At 67.0% G+C, this 16,616-nt stretch carries 14 protein-coding genes; 12 read left to right on the forward strand and 2 right to left on the reverse strand.

Annotated elements, in window-relative coordinates; genetic code table 11:
- Nucleotides 1–2: 2 nt before the first annotated feature.
- From WG898_RS06910 to WG898_RS06920, 3 genes are read left to right on the forward strand one after another with little or no spacing between them, the layout of a single operon-like run.
- Complete coding sequence (locus WG898_RS06910) at nucleotides 3–1,079, forward strand: NnrS family protein (RefSeq protein ID WP_339602019.1); 1,077 nt, start codon at nucleotides 3–5, stop codon at nucleotides 1,077–1,079.
- Nucleotides 1,076–1,405: a metal-sulfur cluster assembly factor gene (locus tag WG898_RS06915; protein WP_339602020.1), complete on the forward strand. Its 330-nt coding sequence runs from the start codon at nucleotides 1,076–1,078 to the stop codon at nucleotides 1,403–1,405. The genes WG898_RS06910 and WG898_RS06915 overlap by 4 nt, the downstream gene beginning before the upstream one ends.
- The gene (locus WG898_RS06920) at nucleotides 1,405–2,481 is read left to right on the forward strand and encodes a DUF8744 domain-containing protein (RefSeq protein ID WP_339602021.1); all 1,077 of its coding nucleotides are present in this window, start codon (nucleotides 1,405–1,407) and stop codon (nucleotides 2,479–2,481) included. The genes WG898_RS06915 and WG898_RS06920 overlap by 1 nt, the downstream gene beginning before the upstream one ends.
- Nucleotides 2,482–2,502: 21 nt before the next feature.
- Here WG898_RS06920 and WG898_RS06925 read toward each other — a convergent pair whose 3' ends face one another.
- On the reverse strand, nucleotides 2,503–3,276 hold the full coding sequence (locus WG898_RS06925) for a Crp/Fnr family transcriptional regulator (protein ID WP_339602022.1): 774 nt from the start codon (nucleotides 3,274–3,276) through the stop codon (nucleotides 2,503–2,505).
- A gap of 245 nt (nucleotides 3,277–3,521) precedes the next feature.
- Between WG898_RS06925 and WG898_RS06930 the strand changes: the two genes are divergently transcribed.
- Genes WG898_RS06930 through WG898_RS06970 form a run of 9 tightly spaced genes read left to right on the forward strand, consistent with a single transcriptional unit; the run spans nucleotide 3,522 to nucleotide 15,291 of the window.
- Nucleotides 3,522–4,802: an MFS transporter gene (locus tag WG898_RS06930; protein WP_339602023.1), complete on the forward strand. Its 1,281-nt coding sequence runs from the start codon at nucleotides 3,522–3,524 to the stop codon at nucleotides 4,800–4,802.
- Between the two features lie 31 nt (nucleotides 4,803–4,833).
- Complete coding sequence (locus WG898_RS06935; protein ID WP_339602024.1) at nucleotides 4,834–6,480, forward strand: MFS transporter; 1,647 nt, start codon at nucleotides 4,834–4,836, stop codon at nucleotides 6,478–6,480.
- 25 nt (nucleotides 6,481–6,505) lie between these two features.
- Nucleotides 6,506–10,285 (forward strand): nitrate reductase subunit alpha, encoded by a 3,780-nt coding sequence (locus WG898_RS06940; protein WP_339602025.1) that lies wholly within the window; start codon nucleotides 6,506–6,508, stop codon nucleotides 10,283–10,285.
- Nucleotides 10,282–11,805, forward strand: coding sequence for a nitrate reductase subunit beta (narH, locus tag WG898_RS06945; RefSeq protein ID WP_339602026.1), 1,524 nt, complete (start codon nucleotides 10,282–10,284; stop codon nucleotides 11,803–11,805). The genes WG898_RS06940 and narH overlap by 4 nt, the downstream gene beginning before the upstream one ends.
- Nucleotides 11,806–11,816: 11 nt before the next feature.
- Nucleotides 11,817–12,518, forward strand: coding sequence for a nitrate reductase molybdenum cofactor assembly chaperone (gene narJ / locus WG898_RS06950; protein ID WP_339602027.1), 702 nt, complete (start codon nucleotides 11,817–11,819; stop codon nucleotides 12,516–12,518).
- Nucleotides 12,515–13,237, forward strand: a complete 723-nt coding sequence (gene narI, locus WG898_RS06955) for a respiratory nitrate reductase subunit gamma (protein ID WP_339602028.1) — start codon at nucleotides 12,515–12,517, stop codon at nucleotides 13,235–13,237. The genes narJ and narI overlap by 4 nt, the downstream gene beginning before the upstream one ends.
- Before the next feature lie 16 nt (nucleotides 13,238–13,253).
- Nucleotides 13,254–14,111, forward strand: coding sequence for a peptidylprolyl isomerase (locus tag WG898_RS06960; RefSeq protein ID WP_339602029.1), 858 nt, complete (start codon nucleotides 13,254–13,256; stop codon nucleotides 14,109–14,111).
- A 7-nt stretch (nucleotides 14,112–14,118) separates the two neighbouring features.
- Nucleotides 14,119–14,814: a carbonic anhydrase gene (locus tag WG898_RS06965; protein ID WP_339602030.1), complete on the forward strand. Its 696-nt coding sequence runs from the start codon at nucleotides 14,119–14,121 to the stop codon at nucleotides 14,812–14,814.
- A 33-nt stretch (nucleotides 14,815–14,847) separates the two neighbouring features.
- Complete coding sequence (locus tag WG898_RS06970) at nucleotides 14,848–15,291, forward strand: universal stress protein (protein WP_339602031.1); 444 nt, start codon at nucleotides 14,848–14,850, stop codon at nucleotides 15,289–15,291.
- Here WG898_RS06970 and WG898_RS06975 read toward each other — a convergent pair.
- The gene (locus WG898_RS06975) at nucleotides 15,288–16,559 is read right to left on the reverse strand and encodes a glycosyltransferase (protein ID WP_339602032.1); all 1,272 of its coding nucleotides are present in this window, start codon (nucleotides 16,557–16,559) and stop codon (nucleotides 15,288–15,290) included. The genes WG898_RS06970 and WG898_RS06975 overlap by 4 nt on opposite strands.
- Nucleotides 16,560–16,616 lie beyond the last annotated feature (57 nt).

The following is a 16,616-nucleotide window of genomic DNA, read 5'->3' on the forward strand; positions in this document are numbered from 1 at the left end:
CGATGTTGAACCCGCACCAGGCTCCGCACCGCGCCTGGTTCCTCGCCGGGGCCCTGGCCTGGCTGAGCCTGGCGGCCTGGTGGAGCGGGGTGGGGCAGGCCTCGGCCCAGCATGGTCTGCTGTTCACGCTCGGCTTTCTGCCCTTTTTCATCGCCGGCTTTGCGCTCACCGCCCTGCCCAAATGGTTGGGTGCGGCGGCCCTGCCGGCAACGGCCTGGCTGGGGCCGCTCGTGCTGCTGATGCTGGGTTGGGGCCTGCATGCCGCCCTCGATGCACCAGGCCTGGGACTGGCGGCCATCGGCTGGACCTGGCTGCTGCTGCGTCTGGCGCCGCTGTTGCGCGCCAGCACCAAGCCCGATCGTCGTCATGCCCAGGGCGTGCTGCTGGGCATGGCCGTGCTGGGCCTGGCGCTGTGGTGCGCGGCGCTGGGCTGGCCGGCCCAGGCCACCCGGCTGGCGCTGTGGGGCGGCCTGGGCACGGTGTTTGCCTGCGCCCTGCAGCGCCTCACGCCCTTCCTGCATGCCGAGGGTCGGCGCGCCGATGGCCTGCTGCTGGCCTTGCTGCTGGGCCTGTGGCTGCGCGGCCTGGCGCCCGTGCTCGGGCTGGCGGACTGGCTGCCGGGGCTGGGCTACCTCGCGCTGGCCGCCATGCTGGCGCGCGCGGCCTTCAATCCCGCCCTGGCCGCGGCCCGGCGCACGCCCTTTGTGGGCCAGCTGCACCATGGCCTGCTGTGGCTGATCGCGAGCTTTGTGCTGGCCGCGCTGCGGTTCGAGCTGGCCTCTGTGCATGCGCTGACACTGGGATTTATGTGCAGCACCATGCTGGCGATGGTGAGCCGCGTCACGGCGGTGCAGCAGGGCATCAGCGTGGTGGTGGACCTGCCGCTGCGCCTCATGCACGGCCTGCTGCAGCTGCTGAGCGCGCTGCGCGTGGCCAGCGCCTGCTGGCCGCAGGCGCCGCGCTGGTGGCTGCCGGCCGCGGCCGCCGGCTTTGCCCTGCTGGCCGCGGCCTGGCTGCTGCGCTATGGTCCATGGCTGCTGCGGCCCGCGCAGCGCAGAGAAAGAAGAACCAGCCCATGACAGAAGCAGAAGAACTAGCCCGCTTGCGCGCCGCCATCATGCAGGCGTTGTGCAAGGTGGCCGACCCCGAGATCGGTGAAAACATCGTCGATCTGGGCCTGGTCGAGACCCTCGAGCTGCGCCAAGACTTCGCCTCCTTGCTGCTGCTGCCCACCAGCGCCACCTGCCCGATGGCCGACCAGATCATGCACGACGCCGGCTGCGCCATCGAGGCGCAATGCCCGCCCGGCTGGGTGATCGAGGTGGACATGGACTGGGACAAGGTCTGGACGCCGGAGCGCATGGCGCCCGCGCTGAGGGCGCGATTCGGCTGGGGTGGAGGCTGATGGCGCGCGCCAAGCCGGCGGCACTGTCACGAGCGCTGGTCGCCGCCTGCGCCGGCCTGGCCGTGGCCAATCTGCTCGCTGCCTTGCTGGGGGGTCTGCTGCGCCTGGGCGCGCTGCAGGCGGGCGGCGCAACTGCCGCAACTGCCGGCCAGGCCCTGGCCCAGCATGGCGCGCTGATGATGGCGGGCTTTTTTGCCAGCCTGATCAGCCTGGAGCGCGTGGTGGCCCTGCGGCGTGGCCGCTGGATTCCGCTGGTATCGGCCGGCGCTGGCCTGCTGGCCCTGGCCGGGCAGGGCGAGCCGGCGGCCTGGCTGTGGCTTGCCACGGCGGCCGGCCTGCTGGAGCTCTATGTGTGGGCGGGGCGGCACCGCGCCTGGTCGCTGCCGCTGGCGGTCGAGGCGAGCGCCGCGCTTGCCCTGCTGGCTGCTGCTGCCGCGTATGCGGCGGGGCAGGCCGAGTTGGCGCGCTGGGGCTGGAGCCTGTTCCTGGTGCTGACGATTGCCGGAGAGCGCCGCGAGCTGATGCGCCTGCTGCCGCTGCCGGTCTGGGCCCAGCGCGCCTTCCTGGCCGGCTGGGCCGGCTTTGCACTGGTGGCCGCGCTGCTGCCCTGGCGCCCGGACCTGGGCCGGCCGCTGGGCTTTGCCCTGCTGGGCCTGCTGGCGCTGTGGCTCTTGCGCTTCGACCTGGCGCGCCTGCAATGGCGTGCCAAGGGCTGGGCCGGTCACACCGCGATCTGCCTGCTGGCGGGCTATGGCTGGCTGCTGGCGGCTGCGGTGTCAGGTCTTGCCGGCCAGGGCCTGCCGGGCGGCATCGCCTGGCATCTGCTGTGGCTGGGCTTTGTGTTCGCGATGGTGTTCGGCCACGCGCCCATCATGCTGCCGGCGCTGGCCGGCCTGCGACCCCGGCACAGCCGCTGGGCGCTGCTGCCGCTGGCCCTGCTGGGCTTGAGCCTGCTGCTGCGCAGCGTAGCCAGCCTGAGCGGCTGGCCCATGGGGCTGGCCCTGGCGGGGGCCGGTCATGGCCTGGCGCTGCTGTGGTTTGGGGTGACGATGGGGTGGCTGGTGCTCAGGGCATAGCCGCGACCTGGCCTGCGCCGCTCACCTCGAATACCTCGACGGTTGCCGGTCCGCCAGCGCCTGCAGGGCGGGGCGGTTGGTGATGGAGAGCTGGTAGCGATCAACGCGCGCAATGCCCTGGTCGTGCAGGGCGCGCAGGCTGCGCGAGAGGGTTTCTGGCGTGACGCCCAGTTGCGAGGCCAGGTCCTTTTTCTGCAGCTGCAGCTGCAGCTCGTCGGTGTCGCCGGCCTGGCGCGATTGCTCCAGCAACCAGGCGGCCAGGCGGGAATGTATGTCCTTGGTGAGCAGGGCCTGGCGGTCCAGGGTGACGCCGCGTGCGCCGGCCGCCACGCAGCGCAGCAGCGCGCGTGCCAGGCCCGGCAGGGTGTCGCATAGAAGGGCCACGACCTCCACCGGCAGGGCATGGGCTTGCACCTCGGTCAGCGCGATGGCGGTCTCGGCATGGGGTTCGCGCACCCAGGCGCTCAGCAGGTCGATCCAGTCGCCTGGGCCGAACTCGCGCGACTGCCACCAGCGGCCCTGGGCGTCGTGCTTGCCCAGCGCCACTTTGCCACTCACCAGCAACCACAGATTGGCATCGCGTTCGCCGGCCTGGAACACCGGCTTGCGCGCGCGCACCTGCCGGGGCTGGCCCAGCTGCATCAGCTCGTCGGCCAGGTAGTCGAGATCGTCGGCGGGCGCGAGGGCCTTCTTCAGGGCCTGGCCCAGCGCGCGCTGGTAGGCGCTTGGATAGCCGGCACGGCGCTGCGCAGCGCTGTGGTGGCTGAGCAAGCTGGCTTGGGAGATCGGATTCATGGCGTTGTCCTCCGGGGCAGGGGGCCCTCAGCAGAGTCCCCTTAGTCGACCATTTCACTGGGGTTTGCGGATTTGATCTGGTGCAAAGGTGCCCGCAATTCCGAAGGGAGTAGTTCTTTCGAACGATGGCGAGCTGTGGGTGCCTCCTCCGTCTGCTGTGCCCGAACCCTGCTAGCGGAGGATGTGCGCGCGGCCTCGCATGCGGGAAAGTGCCGGCCATGGATCAAAAAGCGAGGAGCAATCCCATGTCTGTAAGTTCCAAGCCCAACGGCAAGGCGCTTTCGGTGCTGATCGTCAGCACCCTGGCCTTTACCGTGTGCTTCATGGTCTGGATGATGTTTGGCGTGATCGGCATCCCGATCAAGAAGCAGCTCGGCCTGAATGCCACCGAGTTCGGTCTGTTGACCGCGATGCCGGTGCTGACCGGTTCGCTGATCCGCGTGCCCCTGGGCATCTGGACCGACAAGTTCGGCGGCCGCATCGTGTTCTTCACGCTGATGCTCTCCTGCGTGATCCCGATCTGGCTGATGAGCTATGCCACCGCCTACTGGCATTTCCTCACCATCGGCCTGTTCGTCGGCATGGCCGGCGGCTCGTTCTCGGTGGGAACGCCCTATGTGGCACGCTGGTTCCCGAAGAATCGCCAGGGCTTCGCGATGGGCGTGTTCGGCGCCGGCAATTCGGGCGCGGCGGTCAACAAGTTCGTCGCACCGGCGCTGGTGGTGGGCTTCGGCTGGACCATGGTGCCGCAGGTCTATGCCGCGGTGTTGCTGGGTACCGCCATCCTGTTCTGGCTCTTCAGCGCCACCGATGACGAGCACCAGGTCTCCAGCCAATCCAGCTTCGTCAGCCAGCTCAAGGCGCTGAAGGATCCCAAGGTGCTGAAGTACTGCCAGTACTACAGCATCGTGTTCGGCGGCTATGTGGCGATGAGCTTGTGGATGGTGCAGTACTACGTCGGCGAGTACGGCCTCGATATCCGCGTGGCGGCGCTGCTGGCGGCCTGCTTCTCGCTGCCCGGCGGTGTGCTGCGCGCGATCGGCGGCTGGCTGAGCGACCGCCATGGCGCCCACAACGTCACCTGGTGGGTGCTGTGGGTGAGCTGGATCGTGCTCTTCCTGCTCAGCTATCCGCAGACCGACTTCAGCATCATGACGGTGAACGGTGTGAAGACCTTCCACATCGGCCTGAACGTCTATGCCTTCACCGTGCTGATGTTCGTGCTGGGCATCGCCTGGGCCTTTGGCAAGGCCAGCGTCTTCAAGTACATCAGCGACGACTACAGCGCCAATATCGGCACCATCAGCGGCATCGTCGGCCTGGCCGGCGGCATGGGCGGCTTCGTCCTGCCCATCATGTTCGGCGCCCTGATGGACCTCACCGGCATCCGCTCCAGCGCCTTCATGCTGATGTATGGCGTGGTCTGGGTGTCGCTGATCTGGATGTACTGGACCGAGGTGCGCAAGACCGAAATGATGGGCAGGAACGCCCCGGTCTCGCCCGCGTCGCGCAGCTTCGCGCGCTGAACGAATCAAGCCAGCGCTAACAAGGAACCCTATGAACACCATCACGCAGACCGGCACCGCCGGCAGCAGCGCGGCTGACATCCAGGACTGGCGTCCCGAAGACGACGCCTTCTGGGCCAAGACCGGCAGCAAAATCGCCTACCGCAATCTCTGGATCTCGATCCCCGCGCTCCTGTGCGGCTTCGCGGTCTGGGGCATGTGGGGCATCATCACGGTGCAGATGCTGAACCTGGGCTTCCCATTCAGCCAGGCCGAGCTGTTCACGCTCACCGCCATCGCCGGCATCTCGGGCGCCACCATGCGCATCCCGGCCAGCTTCCTGATCCGCATGGCGGGTGGCCGCAACACCATCTTCCTGACCACCGCAATGCTGCTGGCCCCGGCCATCGGCACCGGCATCGCGCTGCAGCATCCGGAATGGCCCTTGTGGGTGTTCCAGCTGATGGCGCTGTGGTCGGGTGTGGGCGGCGGCAACTTTGCGTCGTCGATGTCCAACATCAGCACCTTCTTCCCCAAGCGCCTGCAGGGCACGGCCCTGGGCCTGAACGCCGGCCTGGGCAACTTCGGCGTGACCACGATGCAGATCGTGATCCCGCTGGTGATGACGATGAGCCTGTTCGGCGCCTTTGGCGGCGAGGCCAAGGCGCTCATCAAGGACAGCGGCTGGATCCTCGGCAAGATCAAGGCCGGCACGCCCACCTATATCCAGAACGCCGGCTTCGCCTGGGTGCTCTCGCTGGTGCCGCTGTCGATCCTGTGCTGGTTCGGCATGAACAACCTGAAGACGGTGACGCCGGCGGCCGGCTCGCCCATCGCCGCCTTCTTCAAGATCATCTATCTGTACTCGCTGGCCTTCGTTCCCTCGATCGTCATGCTCTACCTCTACCTGCCGGCGCCGACCGGGCTGGGCCTGCTGAACATGTGGGTGGCGATCCCGCTGGACATCGTGGCCGCGTTGCTGGTGATGAAGCTGGCCGCCTTCGGCACCATGAAGGAGAACGTCTCCAAGCAATTCGAGATCTTCAAGAACAAGCACACCTGGGCCATGACGGCGCTCTACGTCGTCACCTTCGGCAGCTTCATCGGCTTCTCGATGGCCCTGCCGCTGGCGATCACGGTGATCTTCGGCTTCCAGCATGTGCCCGATGCTGCCGGCGTGCTGCAGCACACCCTGAAGAACCCCAACGCTCCCTCGGCGCTGACCTATGCCTGGATCGGCCCCTTCGTCGGCGCCGCAGTGCGACCCATCGGCGGCTGGATCTCCGACAAGGTGGGCGGCTCCATCGTCACCCAGATCATCTCTGCCATCATGGTGGTGGCCTCGGCGGCGGTGGGTTATGTGATGCTGCAGGCCTACCAGTCGGCCACGCCCGAGCAGTACTTTGGCACCTTCATGGGCCTGTTCATCCTGCTGTTCGCCGCCAGCGGCATCGGCAACGGCTCGACCTTCCGTAGCGTGGGCTTCATCTTCGATCGGCAGCAGGCCGGCCCGGTGCTGGGCTGGACCTCGGCCGTGGCCGCCTACGGTGCCTTCATCGCCCCGGTGCTGATCGGCCAGCAGATCAAGGCCGGTACGCCGCAATACGCCTTCTACGGCTTTGCCGTCTTCTACGCCGTGTGCCTGGTGCTGAACTGGTGGTTCTACCTGCGCGCCAATGCCTACGTCAAGAATCCTTGAGCGAAACCCTTAAAGGAAGCACAACATGAGTCATTTCCTCGACCGCCTGAGCTATTTCGCTCAACCGAAAGAAGACTTCGCCGACGGCCATGGCCGTGTCACCGGCGAGGACCGCACCTGGGAAGATGCCTACCGCTCGCGCTGGCAGCACGACAAGATCGTGCGCTCCACCCATGGCACCAACTGCACGGGCTCCTGCTCGTGGAAGATCTACGTCAAGGGCGGCATCGTCACCTGGGAAACCCAGCAGACCGACTACCCGCGCACCCGCCACGACCTGCCCAACCATGAGCCGCGCGGCTGCGCCCGCGGCGCCAGCTACAGCTGGTATCTCTACAGCGCCAACCGCGTCAAGTACCCGATGGTGCGCGGCTCGCTGCTCAAGCATTGGCGCGCTGCACGCGCGGTGGCCAAGAGCCCGGTGGACGCCTGGACCAACATCGTTGAAAACACCGAACAGCGCCGTGAATGGCAGCAGGACCGCGGCCTGGGCGGCTTCGTGCGCTCGAACTGGGACGAGGTCAACGAGATCATCGCCTCGGCCAATATCTACACCATCAAGAAGCATGGCCCCGACCGCGTGATCGGCTTCTCGCCGATTCCGGCCATGTCCATGATCAGTTATGCCGCCGGCAGCCGCTACCTGAGCCTGATGGGCGGCGTGTGCATGAGCTTCTACGACTGGTACTGCGACCTGCCGCCCTCGAGCCCGCAGATCTGGGGCGAGCAGACCGACGTGCCCGAGAGCGCGGACTGGTACAACAGCAACTACATCATCGCCTGGGGCTCCAACGTGCCGCAGACGCGTACCCCCGACGCCCACTTCTTTACCGAGGTGCGCTACAAGGGCGCTAAGACGGTGGCGATCACGCCCGACTACGCCGAGATCTCCAAGCTCGCCGACATCTGGATGCACCCCAAGCAGGGCACCGATGCCGCCATCGCGATGGCGATGGGCCATGTGATCCTGAAGGAGTTCTATTTCGACAAGCGCAGCGCCTATTTCGACGACTACGCGCGCCGCTACACCGATCTGCCCCTGCTGGTGAAGATGAAGAAGCAGGTCACGGCCGATGGCCGCGAACTGCTGGTGCCCGACCGCTACCTGCGTGCCAGCGACTTCGGCGGCAAGCTGCACCAGGACAACAACCCCGAGTGGAAGACCGTGGCCTTCGATACCGCCGGCAAGGTGGTGCTGCCGAATGGCTCGATCGGCTTCCGCTGGGGCGCCGGCGAGCGCCCCGACCTGGGCAAGTGGAACCTGGAGTCCAAGGAAGCGGTGCAGGGTACCGACGTCAAGCTCAAGCTCTCGGTGGTCGAGGATGGCGCGCAGGCGCACGAGGTGGCCGAGGTCGGCTTCCCTTACTTCGGTGGCGTCGAGGCTCCGCACTTCACCGCCAACAAGCAGCAGGACGTGCTCTCGCGCAATGTGCCCGTGGTGCGTCTGAAGCTGGGCAAGCATGAGGACGCCGAGGAGGCCCTGGTGGCCACGGTGTTCGACCTGCAGGTGGCGCAGTACGGCATCAATCGCGGCCTGGGTGACGACACCCCCAACAGCTACGACGACAACAAGGCCTACACCCCGGCCTGGGCCGAGTCCATCACCGGTGTGAAGCGCGAGCAGATCATCACGGTGGCGCGCCAGTTCGCCGACAACGCCGACAAGACGCATGGCAAGTCCATGGTCATCATCGGCGCGGCCATGAACCACTGGTACCACTGCGACATGAACTACCGCGGCATCATCAATATGCTGATGATGTGCGGCTGCATCGGCCAATCGGGCGGCGGCTGGGCGCATTACGTGGGCCAGGAAAAGCTGCGCCCGCAGACCGGCTGGACCGCGCTGGCCTTCGCGCTCGACTGGATCCGCCCGCCGCGCCAGATGAACAGCACCAGCTTCTTCTATGCTCACACCGACCAGTGGCGCTACGAGAAGCTCGACGTCAGCGAGGTGCTCTCGCCGCTGGCCGACAAGAAGGAGTACGGCGGCAGCCTGATCGACTACAACGTGCGCGCCGAGCGCATGGGCTGGCTGCCCAGCGCACCGCAGCTGCAGACCAACCCCATCCAGGCGGTGAAGGACGCACAGGCCGCCGGCATGGATGCCAAGGACTATGCGGTCAAGGCGCTCAAGGACGGCTCGCTGCGCATGAGCTGCGAGGACCCCGACCATCCGGCCAACTGGCCGCGCAATATGTTCGTGTGGCGCTCCAACATCCTGGGCTCGTCGGGCAAGGGCCACGAGTACTTCCTCAAGCATCTGCTGGGCACGACCAACGGCGTGCAGGGCAAGGATCTGGGCAAGGACGATGCCAAGCCGCAGGAGGTGGAATGGCACGCCAAGGCACCCGAGGGCAAGCTGGACCTGCTGGTGACGCTGGACTTCCGCATGAGCACCACCTGTCTGTACTCGGACATCGTGCTGCCCACCGCGACCTGGTACGAGAAGAACGACCTCAATACCAGCGACATGCATCCCTTCATCCACCCGCTGTCCACTGCGGTGGATCCGGCCTGGCAGGCTCGCAGCGACTGGGAGATCTACAAGGGCTTTGCCAAGAAGCTGAGCGAACTCTGCGTGGGCCATCTGGGCGTTGAAAAGGAACTGGTGCTGACGCCGCTGATGCACGACAGCCCGGCCGAACTGGCCCAGCCCTTTGGCGTGGCCGAATGGAAGAAGGGCGAGTGCGAGCTCATCCCGGGCAAGACCGCACCCTCGATCGCCGTGGTCGAACGCGACTATCCGAATCTCTACAAGCGCTTCACCGCCCTGGGCCCCTTGATGAACAAGGCCGGCAACGGCGGCAAGGGCATTGGCTGGGATACCAAGACCGAGGTCGAGCAGTTGGGCGATCTGAACGGCCGGGTGCGCGAGGAGGGCGTGACCTTGGGCATGCCCAAGATCGAGAGCGACATCGACGCCACCGAGGTGGTGCTGCAGCTCGCCCCCGAGACCAACGGCCATGTGGCGGTGAAGGCCTGGGAGGCTCTGGGCAAGCAGACCGGGCGCGACCACGTGCATCTGGCCCTGCACCGCGAGGACGAGAAGATCCGCTTCCGCGACATCCAGGCGCAGCCGCGCAAGATCATCTCCAGCCCGACCTGGTCGGGTCTCGAGAGCGAGAAGGTGTCCTACAACGCCGGCTACACCAATGTGCATGAACTGATCCCATGGCGCACCCTGACCGGCCGCCAGCAGTTCTACCAGGATCACCCCTGGATGCAGGCCTTCGGCGAGGGCTTCACGAGCTACCGGCCGCCGGTGGACCTGAAGGCGCTGGCGGGCTTCCACGGCGTCAAGCCCAATGGCAACAAGGAGATTGCGCTCAACTTCATCACGCCGCACCAGAAGTGGGGCATCCACTCGACCTACAGCGACAACCTGATGATGCTGACGCTGAACCGCGGTGGCTCGGTGGTCTGGCTCAGCGAGGACGATGCGCGTCAGGCCGGTATCGTCGACAACGACTGGATCGAGCTCTTCAACGCCAACGGCGCGATCGCGGCGCGGGCGGTGGTGAGCCAGCGTGTCAACCCCGGCATGACGCTGATGTACCACTCGCAGGAGAAGATCATCAACACCCCGGGATCTGAGATCACCGGTACGCGCGGCGGCATCCACAACTCGGTGACGCGCATCGTCACCAAGCCGACGCACATGATCGGTGGCTACGCGCAGCTGGCCTATGGCTTCAACTACTACGGCACCATCGGCACCAACCGCGATGAGTTCGTGCTGGTGCGCAAGATGGCCAAGGTGGACTGGATGGACGAAGAAGGAAACGCAGAGGTGACCGCATGAAAGTACGCGCTCAAATCGGCATGGTGCTGAACCTGGACAAGTGCATTGGTTGCCACACTTGTTCGGTGACCTGCAAGCATGTTTGGACGAATCGCCCGGGCATGGAGTACGCCTGGTTCAACAACGTCGAGTCCAAGCCCGGCATCGGCTATCCCAAGGAATGGGAGAACCAGGACAAGTGGCATGGTGGCTGGATCCGCAAGGCCAGTGGCGAGATCGAACCGCGCCAGGGCGGTAAGTGGAAGCTGCTGATGCGCATCTTCGCGAATCCGAACCTGCCGCAGATCGACGACTACTACGAGCCCTTCACCTTCGACTACGACCATCTGCAGTCGGCGCCGAAGTCCAAGGCCGCGCCGACGGCGCGCCCGCGCAGCCTGATCACCGGCAAGCGCATGGAAAAGATCGTCTGGGGCCCGAACTGGGAGGAAATCCTCGGCGGCGAGTTTTCCAAGCGCAGCAAGGATGCGAACTTCGAGAATGTCCAGAAGGACATCTACGGCCAGTTCGAAAACACCTTCATGATGTACCTGCCGCGTCTGTGCGAGCACTGCCTGAATCCGGCCTGCGTGGCATCGTGCCCCTCGGGCTCGATCTACAAGCGCGAGGAAGACGGCATCGTGCTGATCGACCAGGACAAGTGCCGCGGCTGGCGCATGTGCGTCTCGGGCTGCCCCTACAAGAAGATCTATTACAACTGGCAGTCGGGCAAGGCCGAGAAGTGCATCTTCTGCTACCCGCGCATCGAAGCGGGCCAGCCAACCGTGTGCTCCGAGACCTGTGTGGGCCGCATCCGCTATCTGGGCGTGCTGCTTTACGATGCCGACCGCATCCAGGAAGCCGCCAGCGTCAAGGACGACAAGGACCTCTACCAGGCCCAGCTCGACATCTTCCTCGACCCGCATGATCCCAAGGTGATCGCGCAGGCGCGCAAGGACGGCATCCCCGAGGCCTGGCTGGAGTCCGCGCGCAAGAGCCCGGTCTACAAGATGGCGGTGGACTGGAAGGTCGCGCTGCCCCTGCACCCGGAGTACCGCACCCTGCCCATGGTCTGGTATGTGCCGCCGCTCTCGCCGATCAGCGCCGCCGCCAACGCCGGCCAGATCGGTGTGAACGGCCAGATCCCCGACGTCAAGCAGCTGCGCATCCCGGTGCAGTACCTGGCCAATATGCTCACCGCCGGTGACGTCAAGCCGGTGGAACGTGCGCTCGAGCGCATGCTGGCGATGCGCGCCTACCAGCGCGGCAAGCATGTGGACGGCGTCGAGGACAAGGCGGTGCTGGACCAGGTGGGCCTGATCAAGCACGAGGTCGAGGACATGTACCAGACCATGGCGATCGCCAACTACGAGGACCGCTTCGTCATCCCCAGCACGCACCGCGAGTACGCCGAAAACGCCTACGACCTGCGTGGCGGCTGCGGCTTCAGCTTCGGCAACGGCTGCTCGGAGGGCGAGACCAATGTGAGCCTGTTCGGCGGACAGAAGAAGCGCACCATCCCGATCAAGACCACGGTCTGAGGAGACGCACGATGAGTAGCAAGAAAGACCAAGCGATCACGCTCAGCTGCCGCGTGCTGGCCAAGTTGCTGGACTATCCCAGCGACGAGACCCGCGCCCTGCTGCCCGAGTTGCTGCAGGCCCTGCAACAGGAACGCGCGCTCAGCCCGGCACGGCTGGCCGAGATGCAAGCCCTGGTGGCGCGCCTGGCGCGCCCCGGCCAGGACGGCGCCTTCGCAGTGCAGGCCCTCTACGTCGAGACCTTCGACCGCGGCCGCGCCACCAGCCTGCACATGTTCGAGCATGTGCACGGCGACTCGCGCGAGCGCGGCCCGGCCCTCGTGGACCTGGCCAAGACCTACGAGCAGGGCGGCATGTTCTTCGATGCCAGCGAACTACCGGATTACCTGCCGGTGGTGCTGGAGTTTGCCTCCACCCAGCCGCCGGCGGTGGCGCGCGAGTTCCTGGGCGAGATGGCGCATATCCTGAACGCCATCCACACCGCCCTGATCAAACGCGAGAACCCCTATGCCGCGGCCATCGGCGCGGTGCTGGAGCTGGCCGGCGAGAAACCGCAGGCGGTGCAGATCACGCCCGACGAGCCGCTCGACGAGGCCTGGCAAGAGCCGCCGGCCTTCGATGGTTGCTCGTCCAAGGGCCAGAGCCGGCCCGGCGCGCCCCAGCCCATCCATATCGTCAAGAAGAACCCTAGCCAAGAAGGAGCCCGCATATGAGCTCTCTAGACTTCGCCCTGTTCGGCATCTACCCGTATATCTGCCTGGCCGTGTTCCTGGTTGGCAGCCTGCTGCGTTTCGACCGCGACCAGTACAGCTGGAAGAGCGATTCCTCGCAGCTGCTGCGCGCCGGCAGCCTGCGCTGGGGCAGCAATCTGTTCCACATCGGCGTGCTGTTCCTGTTCTTCGGCCATAGCGTGGGCATGCTGACCCCGCACTTCCTCTACGAGCACTTCATCAGCGCCGGCAACAAGCAGCTGATGGCCATGGTGAGCGGCGGACTGGCCGGCCTAGCGGGCTTCGCGGGCGTCAGCATCCTCTTGCATCGTCGCCTCAGCGACGAGCGCATCCGCCTGAACAGCAAGTTCAGCGACATCATGCTGCTGGTGCTGCTGTGGATACAGCTGGCCCTGGGCCTGGCCACCATTCCGCTGTCGGCCCAGCACCTGGACGGCGGCATGATGATGCAGCTGGCCGGTTGGGCGCAGCGCATCGTCACCTTCCAGGGTGGTGCGGTGGAACTGCTGGCCCATGCCAGCTGGATCTTCAAGCTGCATATGTTCCTGGGCATGAGCATCTTCCTGGTGTTCCCCTTCACCCGCCTGGTGCATGTGTGGAGCGGCTTCGGCACGCTGGCCTATATCGCGCGGCCCTACCAGATGGTGCGCAGCCGCCGCATCTCGCTGCCGGCCGGCCACACGACACCTCAGCAGCACTGAGCAAACGGAGACCACGATGTCTGGATCACAAGGATGTGGTGGCGGCAGCTGCGGCTGTGGCGGCGCCAAGGCGGCGCCGACGCCTGAGCTGCAGGCCGACCCTCGGGTCGCCCTGCCGATGGTGAATGGCGTGCCGCTGCAGGGCGAGGGCGAGAGCCCCGACCTGGAGCAGTTGCGCCAGCGCGCCTATAGCGAGCTGCTGCGCCAGGCCGCGCAGCGCCAGGGCCTCTTGGCCGTGGGCGATCTGCCCGGCGTGGATGGGGTGCTGAGCGAAACCGCCTCGGCCGCCATCGAGGCCCTGCTGGAGCGCGAGATCCGCATCCCCGAGCCCGACGAGGCGGCCTGCCGGCGCTACTTCGAGGCCCATGCCGCGCGCTTCGCTCAGGGCGAGCGCGTGCAGGCCAGCCATATCCTGTTTGCCGTCACGCCCGGCGTGGATGTGGACGCGCTGCGCCAGCGCGCCGAAGGCCTGCTGGTGCGCCTGCGCTGCGAAGACCAGGCGGCCTTTGCGGCCGCTGCCGGCGAGACCTCCAACTGCCCCAGCGGCGCCGACGGCGGCGAACTGGGCTGGCTCGCGCGCGGCGACTGCGTGCCCGAGTTCAGCGCGGCCCTGTTCGCACAGGACGAGGCCAGCGCCCATGTGGGCGTGCTGCCGCGCCTGGTTAGCACGCGTTTCGGCTTTCATATCGTGCGCGTGCAGGCCCGCGAGCCCGGCGTGGCCCAGCCCTTCGAGGCGGTGGCCGCGGCGATCGCACAGACGCTCAGGCAGCAGGCCTATGTGACGGCCCTGCGCCAGTACCTGAACCTGCTGGCCGGCGAGGCGGTGCTGGAAGGCATAGAGTTGGAAGCTGCCGACTCACCCTTGCTGCAATAAACCGGCCATGCCCGACGAACTGCTGTCCCGACTGCGTCGCTTCAACACCGACTTCTTCCCGCAATACCAGGCCCAGTTCAAGGATCTGGTCGAGCAGGGGCAGCATCCCACCACGCTCTTCATCGGCTGCTCGGATTCGCGCGTGGTGCCCTATATGCTCACCGGCGCGGGTCCGGGCGAGCTGTTCCTGGTGCGCAATGTGGCGGCCTTTGTGCCGCCCTACGACGGCTCGGCCGGCCACCATGGCACGGCCGCGGCGATCGAGTACGCGGTGCTGGCGCTCGAGGTGCAGCACATCATCGTGTGCGGCCACAGCCATTGCGGCGGCATCCGCGCGCTCTACGGCGAGGTGCCGACCGAGGCCACCAATCTGCGCGCCTGGCTGGACATGGGGCGCGAGGCCGTGCTGCCGGTGCAGCTCAGCGACGAGGCGCTGCGCCGCACCGAGCAGCGCTCGGTGGTGCTGCAACTGGAGCGCCTGATGGAATACCCGATGGTGCGCGCACGCGTCGAGCAGGGGCGCATCGCCCTGCATGGCTGGCACTATGTGATCGAGGCCGGCGAGGTGCATGTGTTCGACGTCAACCTCGGCGCTTTTGTGCCGGCGTCCACCTCCGAGCACAGCGGCACCGGCCCCTACCGCGCCGCCGATCCGGGCGCGCTGTTCAACGAGATCGACGACGCCTGGGCGCCGCGCCGCTGAACCGGGCTAAGCTCCCGCTTCAGGAGGTCCGCCATGTACAAGCATCTTCTGGTCCCCGTCGACGGCAGCGAGCTGTCGCAGCATGCGGTGCAGGCCGCGCTGGCCCTGGCCAAGGCGCTGGGCGCGCAAGTCAGCGGCCTGGTGTGCGAATCGCTGCCGGTGCTGCCCGCGGTGGGCATGCATCCCAGCAATTACCAGCTCGCCGCCGATCAGCACCGCGCCTACACCGACGCCCATGCGGAGAAGGTGCTCGGCGAGTTCGAGGCCGCGGCGCGCGAGGCCGGCGTGGTCTTCCAGGGGCTGCAGCGACGCTCCGACGATGTCGATCAGGCCATCGTCGACGCCGCGCGCGAGCAGGCTTGCGACCTTATCGTGATGGCCACCCATGGCCGCAGCCGCCTGGGCGAATGGCTGTTCGGATCGCACACCAAGGCGGTGCTGGCCAAGTCACGCCTGCCTGTGCTGGTGATCCATTAGGTGCGCGCCAGCAGCGCCTCCAAGCGCTCTGCCGCCACCGCGTTGCCTGCGCCGGGCGCAAAGCGGGCTGCCGCGCTGCGGCAGCGTTCGGCGCGATCGGGCGCGTCCAGCAGGCGGCTCAGCTGCCCTTGCAGGCGGCGTGCGTTCACGCGCGTGGCGGGCAGCACCTCGGCCACGCCCAGCCGGTGTGCGCGCGCGCCGTTGTCGAACTGGTCAAAGCCGCTGGGTACCACCAGCTGCGGAGTGCCGGCGCGCAGGGCCTCGGCCATGGTGCCTATGCCACCATGGTGCACCACCGCTGCCAGCCTTGGCAGCAAGGCCTCGAAGGGGGCTTGCGGCAAGCACATCACCTCGGACGGTAGCGGCTGCGGTATCTGCTCGGCATGGGTGCTGATGAAGAGCCCGCGGCGGCCCAGGCGCTGCAGGGCCTGCAGGGCGGCGGCAAAGAACGCTGCGGCATGGCGGTTGCCCGTGCCTGGCGTGAAGGCAATGGGTGCATCACCCGCGGCGAGAAACTGCTGCAAGGCCGGTGCCAGCACCGCGCCCTCAGAATGGCTGCCCAGCAGAAAGTCGCCATGCACCAGATTGCCGGGCCAGTCAGCAAGCGCCGGCGCAAACCAGTCCGGGAAGAGTGTCAGCGCGGCGTCGCAGCTGGCTTGCATATGAGCCAGGAAATGCGCCACGGCCGGCAGGCCCAGCCGCGCACGCTCGGCGTTAAGTGCCGGCAGGATGTGCGGGTCCACCCAGATGCGGTCCAGCAGGCCCCACATGGCGCGCCGCGCCCATATCGGCAGCCAGCCGGGGATGGCTTGCGCGCCCACCATGAGCGGATCGTGAACGGTGCGCAGATTGGACGGTGCCAGCTCCAGCCCTATCACCCGCACATCGGCGCGCGCCGCGCGTGCCAGGTCCGCGCCCGGCAACAGGATGGGGTGGCAGACCAGCGCGCAGGGCCGCGCGCCGGGCAGCTCCAGCACATGCTGGCGCAGCGCCAGCAGGCGCGGCATCAGGCTGCGCAGGATCACGCCAAAGCCCTCGCGCTCGTGCCATAGCTGGGGGTTGTCGAGCAGGGCCTGGTCCTCTTCGGCCGCGCCAAAGAGCTTGTAGGGCAGGCCGCTGGCGCGCAGGCTGGCCTCGTGCAGGCTGGGGGCAAACAGGCTGACGCTGTGGCCGCGGGCCTGCAGCAGCTGGCCCAGGCGCACAAAGGGCAGCAGATCGCCGCCGGTGCCCGAGGTGGCCAGCAGCACATGGGGGAAAGGCAGGGTCATGAACGGGGCAGGGAGCGCCGGTAGGAGCAGTCAGCGCATGCTAGGCCAGGCACAGGC

Origin of the sequence: Paucibacter soli, assembly GCF_037482845.1 — a bacterium.
Taxonomy (GTDB): Bacteria; Pseudomonadota; Gammaproteobacteria; order Burkholderiales; family Burkholderiaceae_C; genus Paucibacter_B; species Paucibacter_B soli.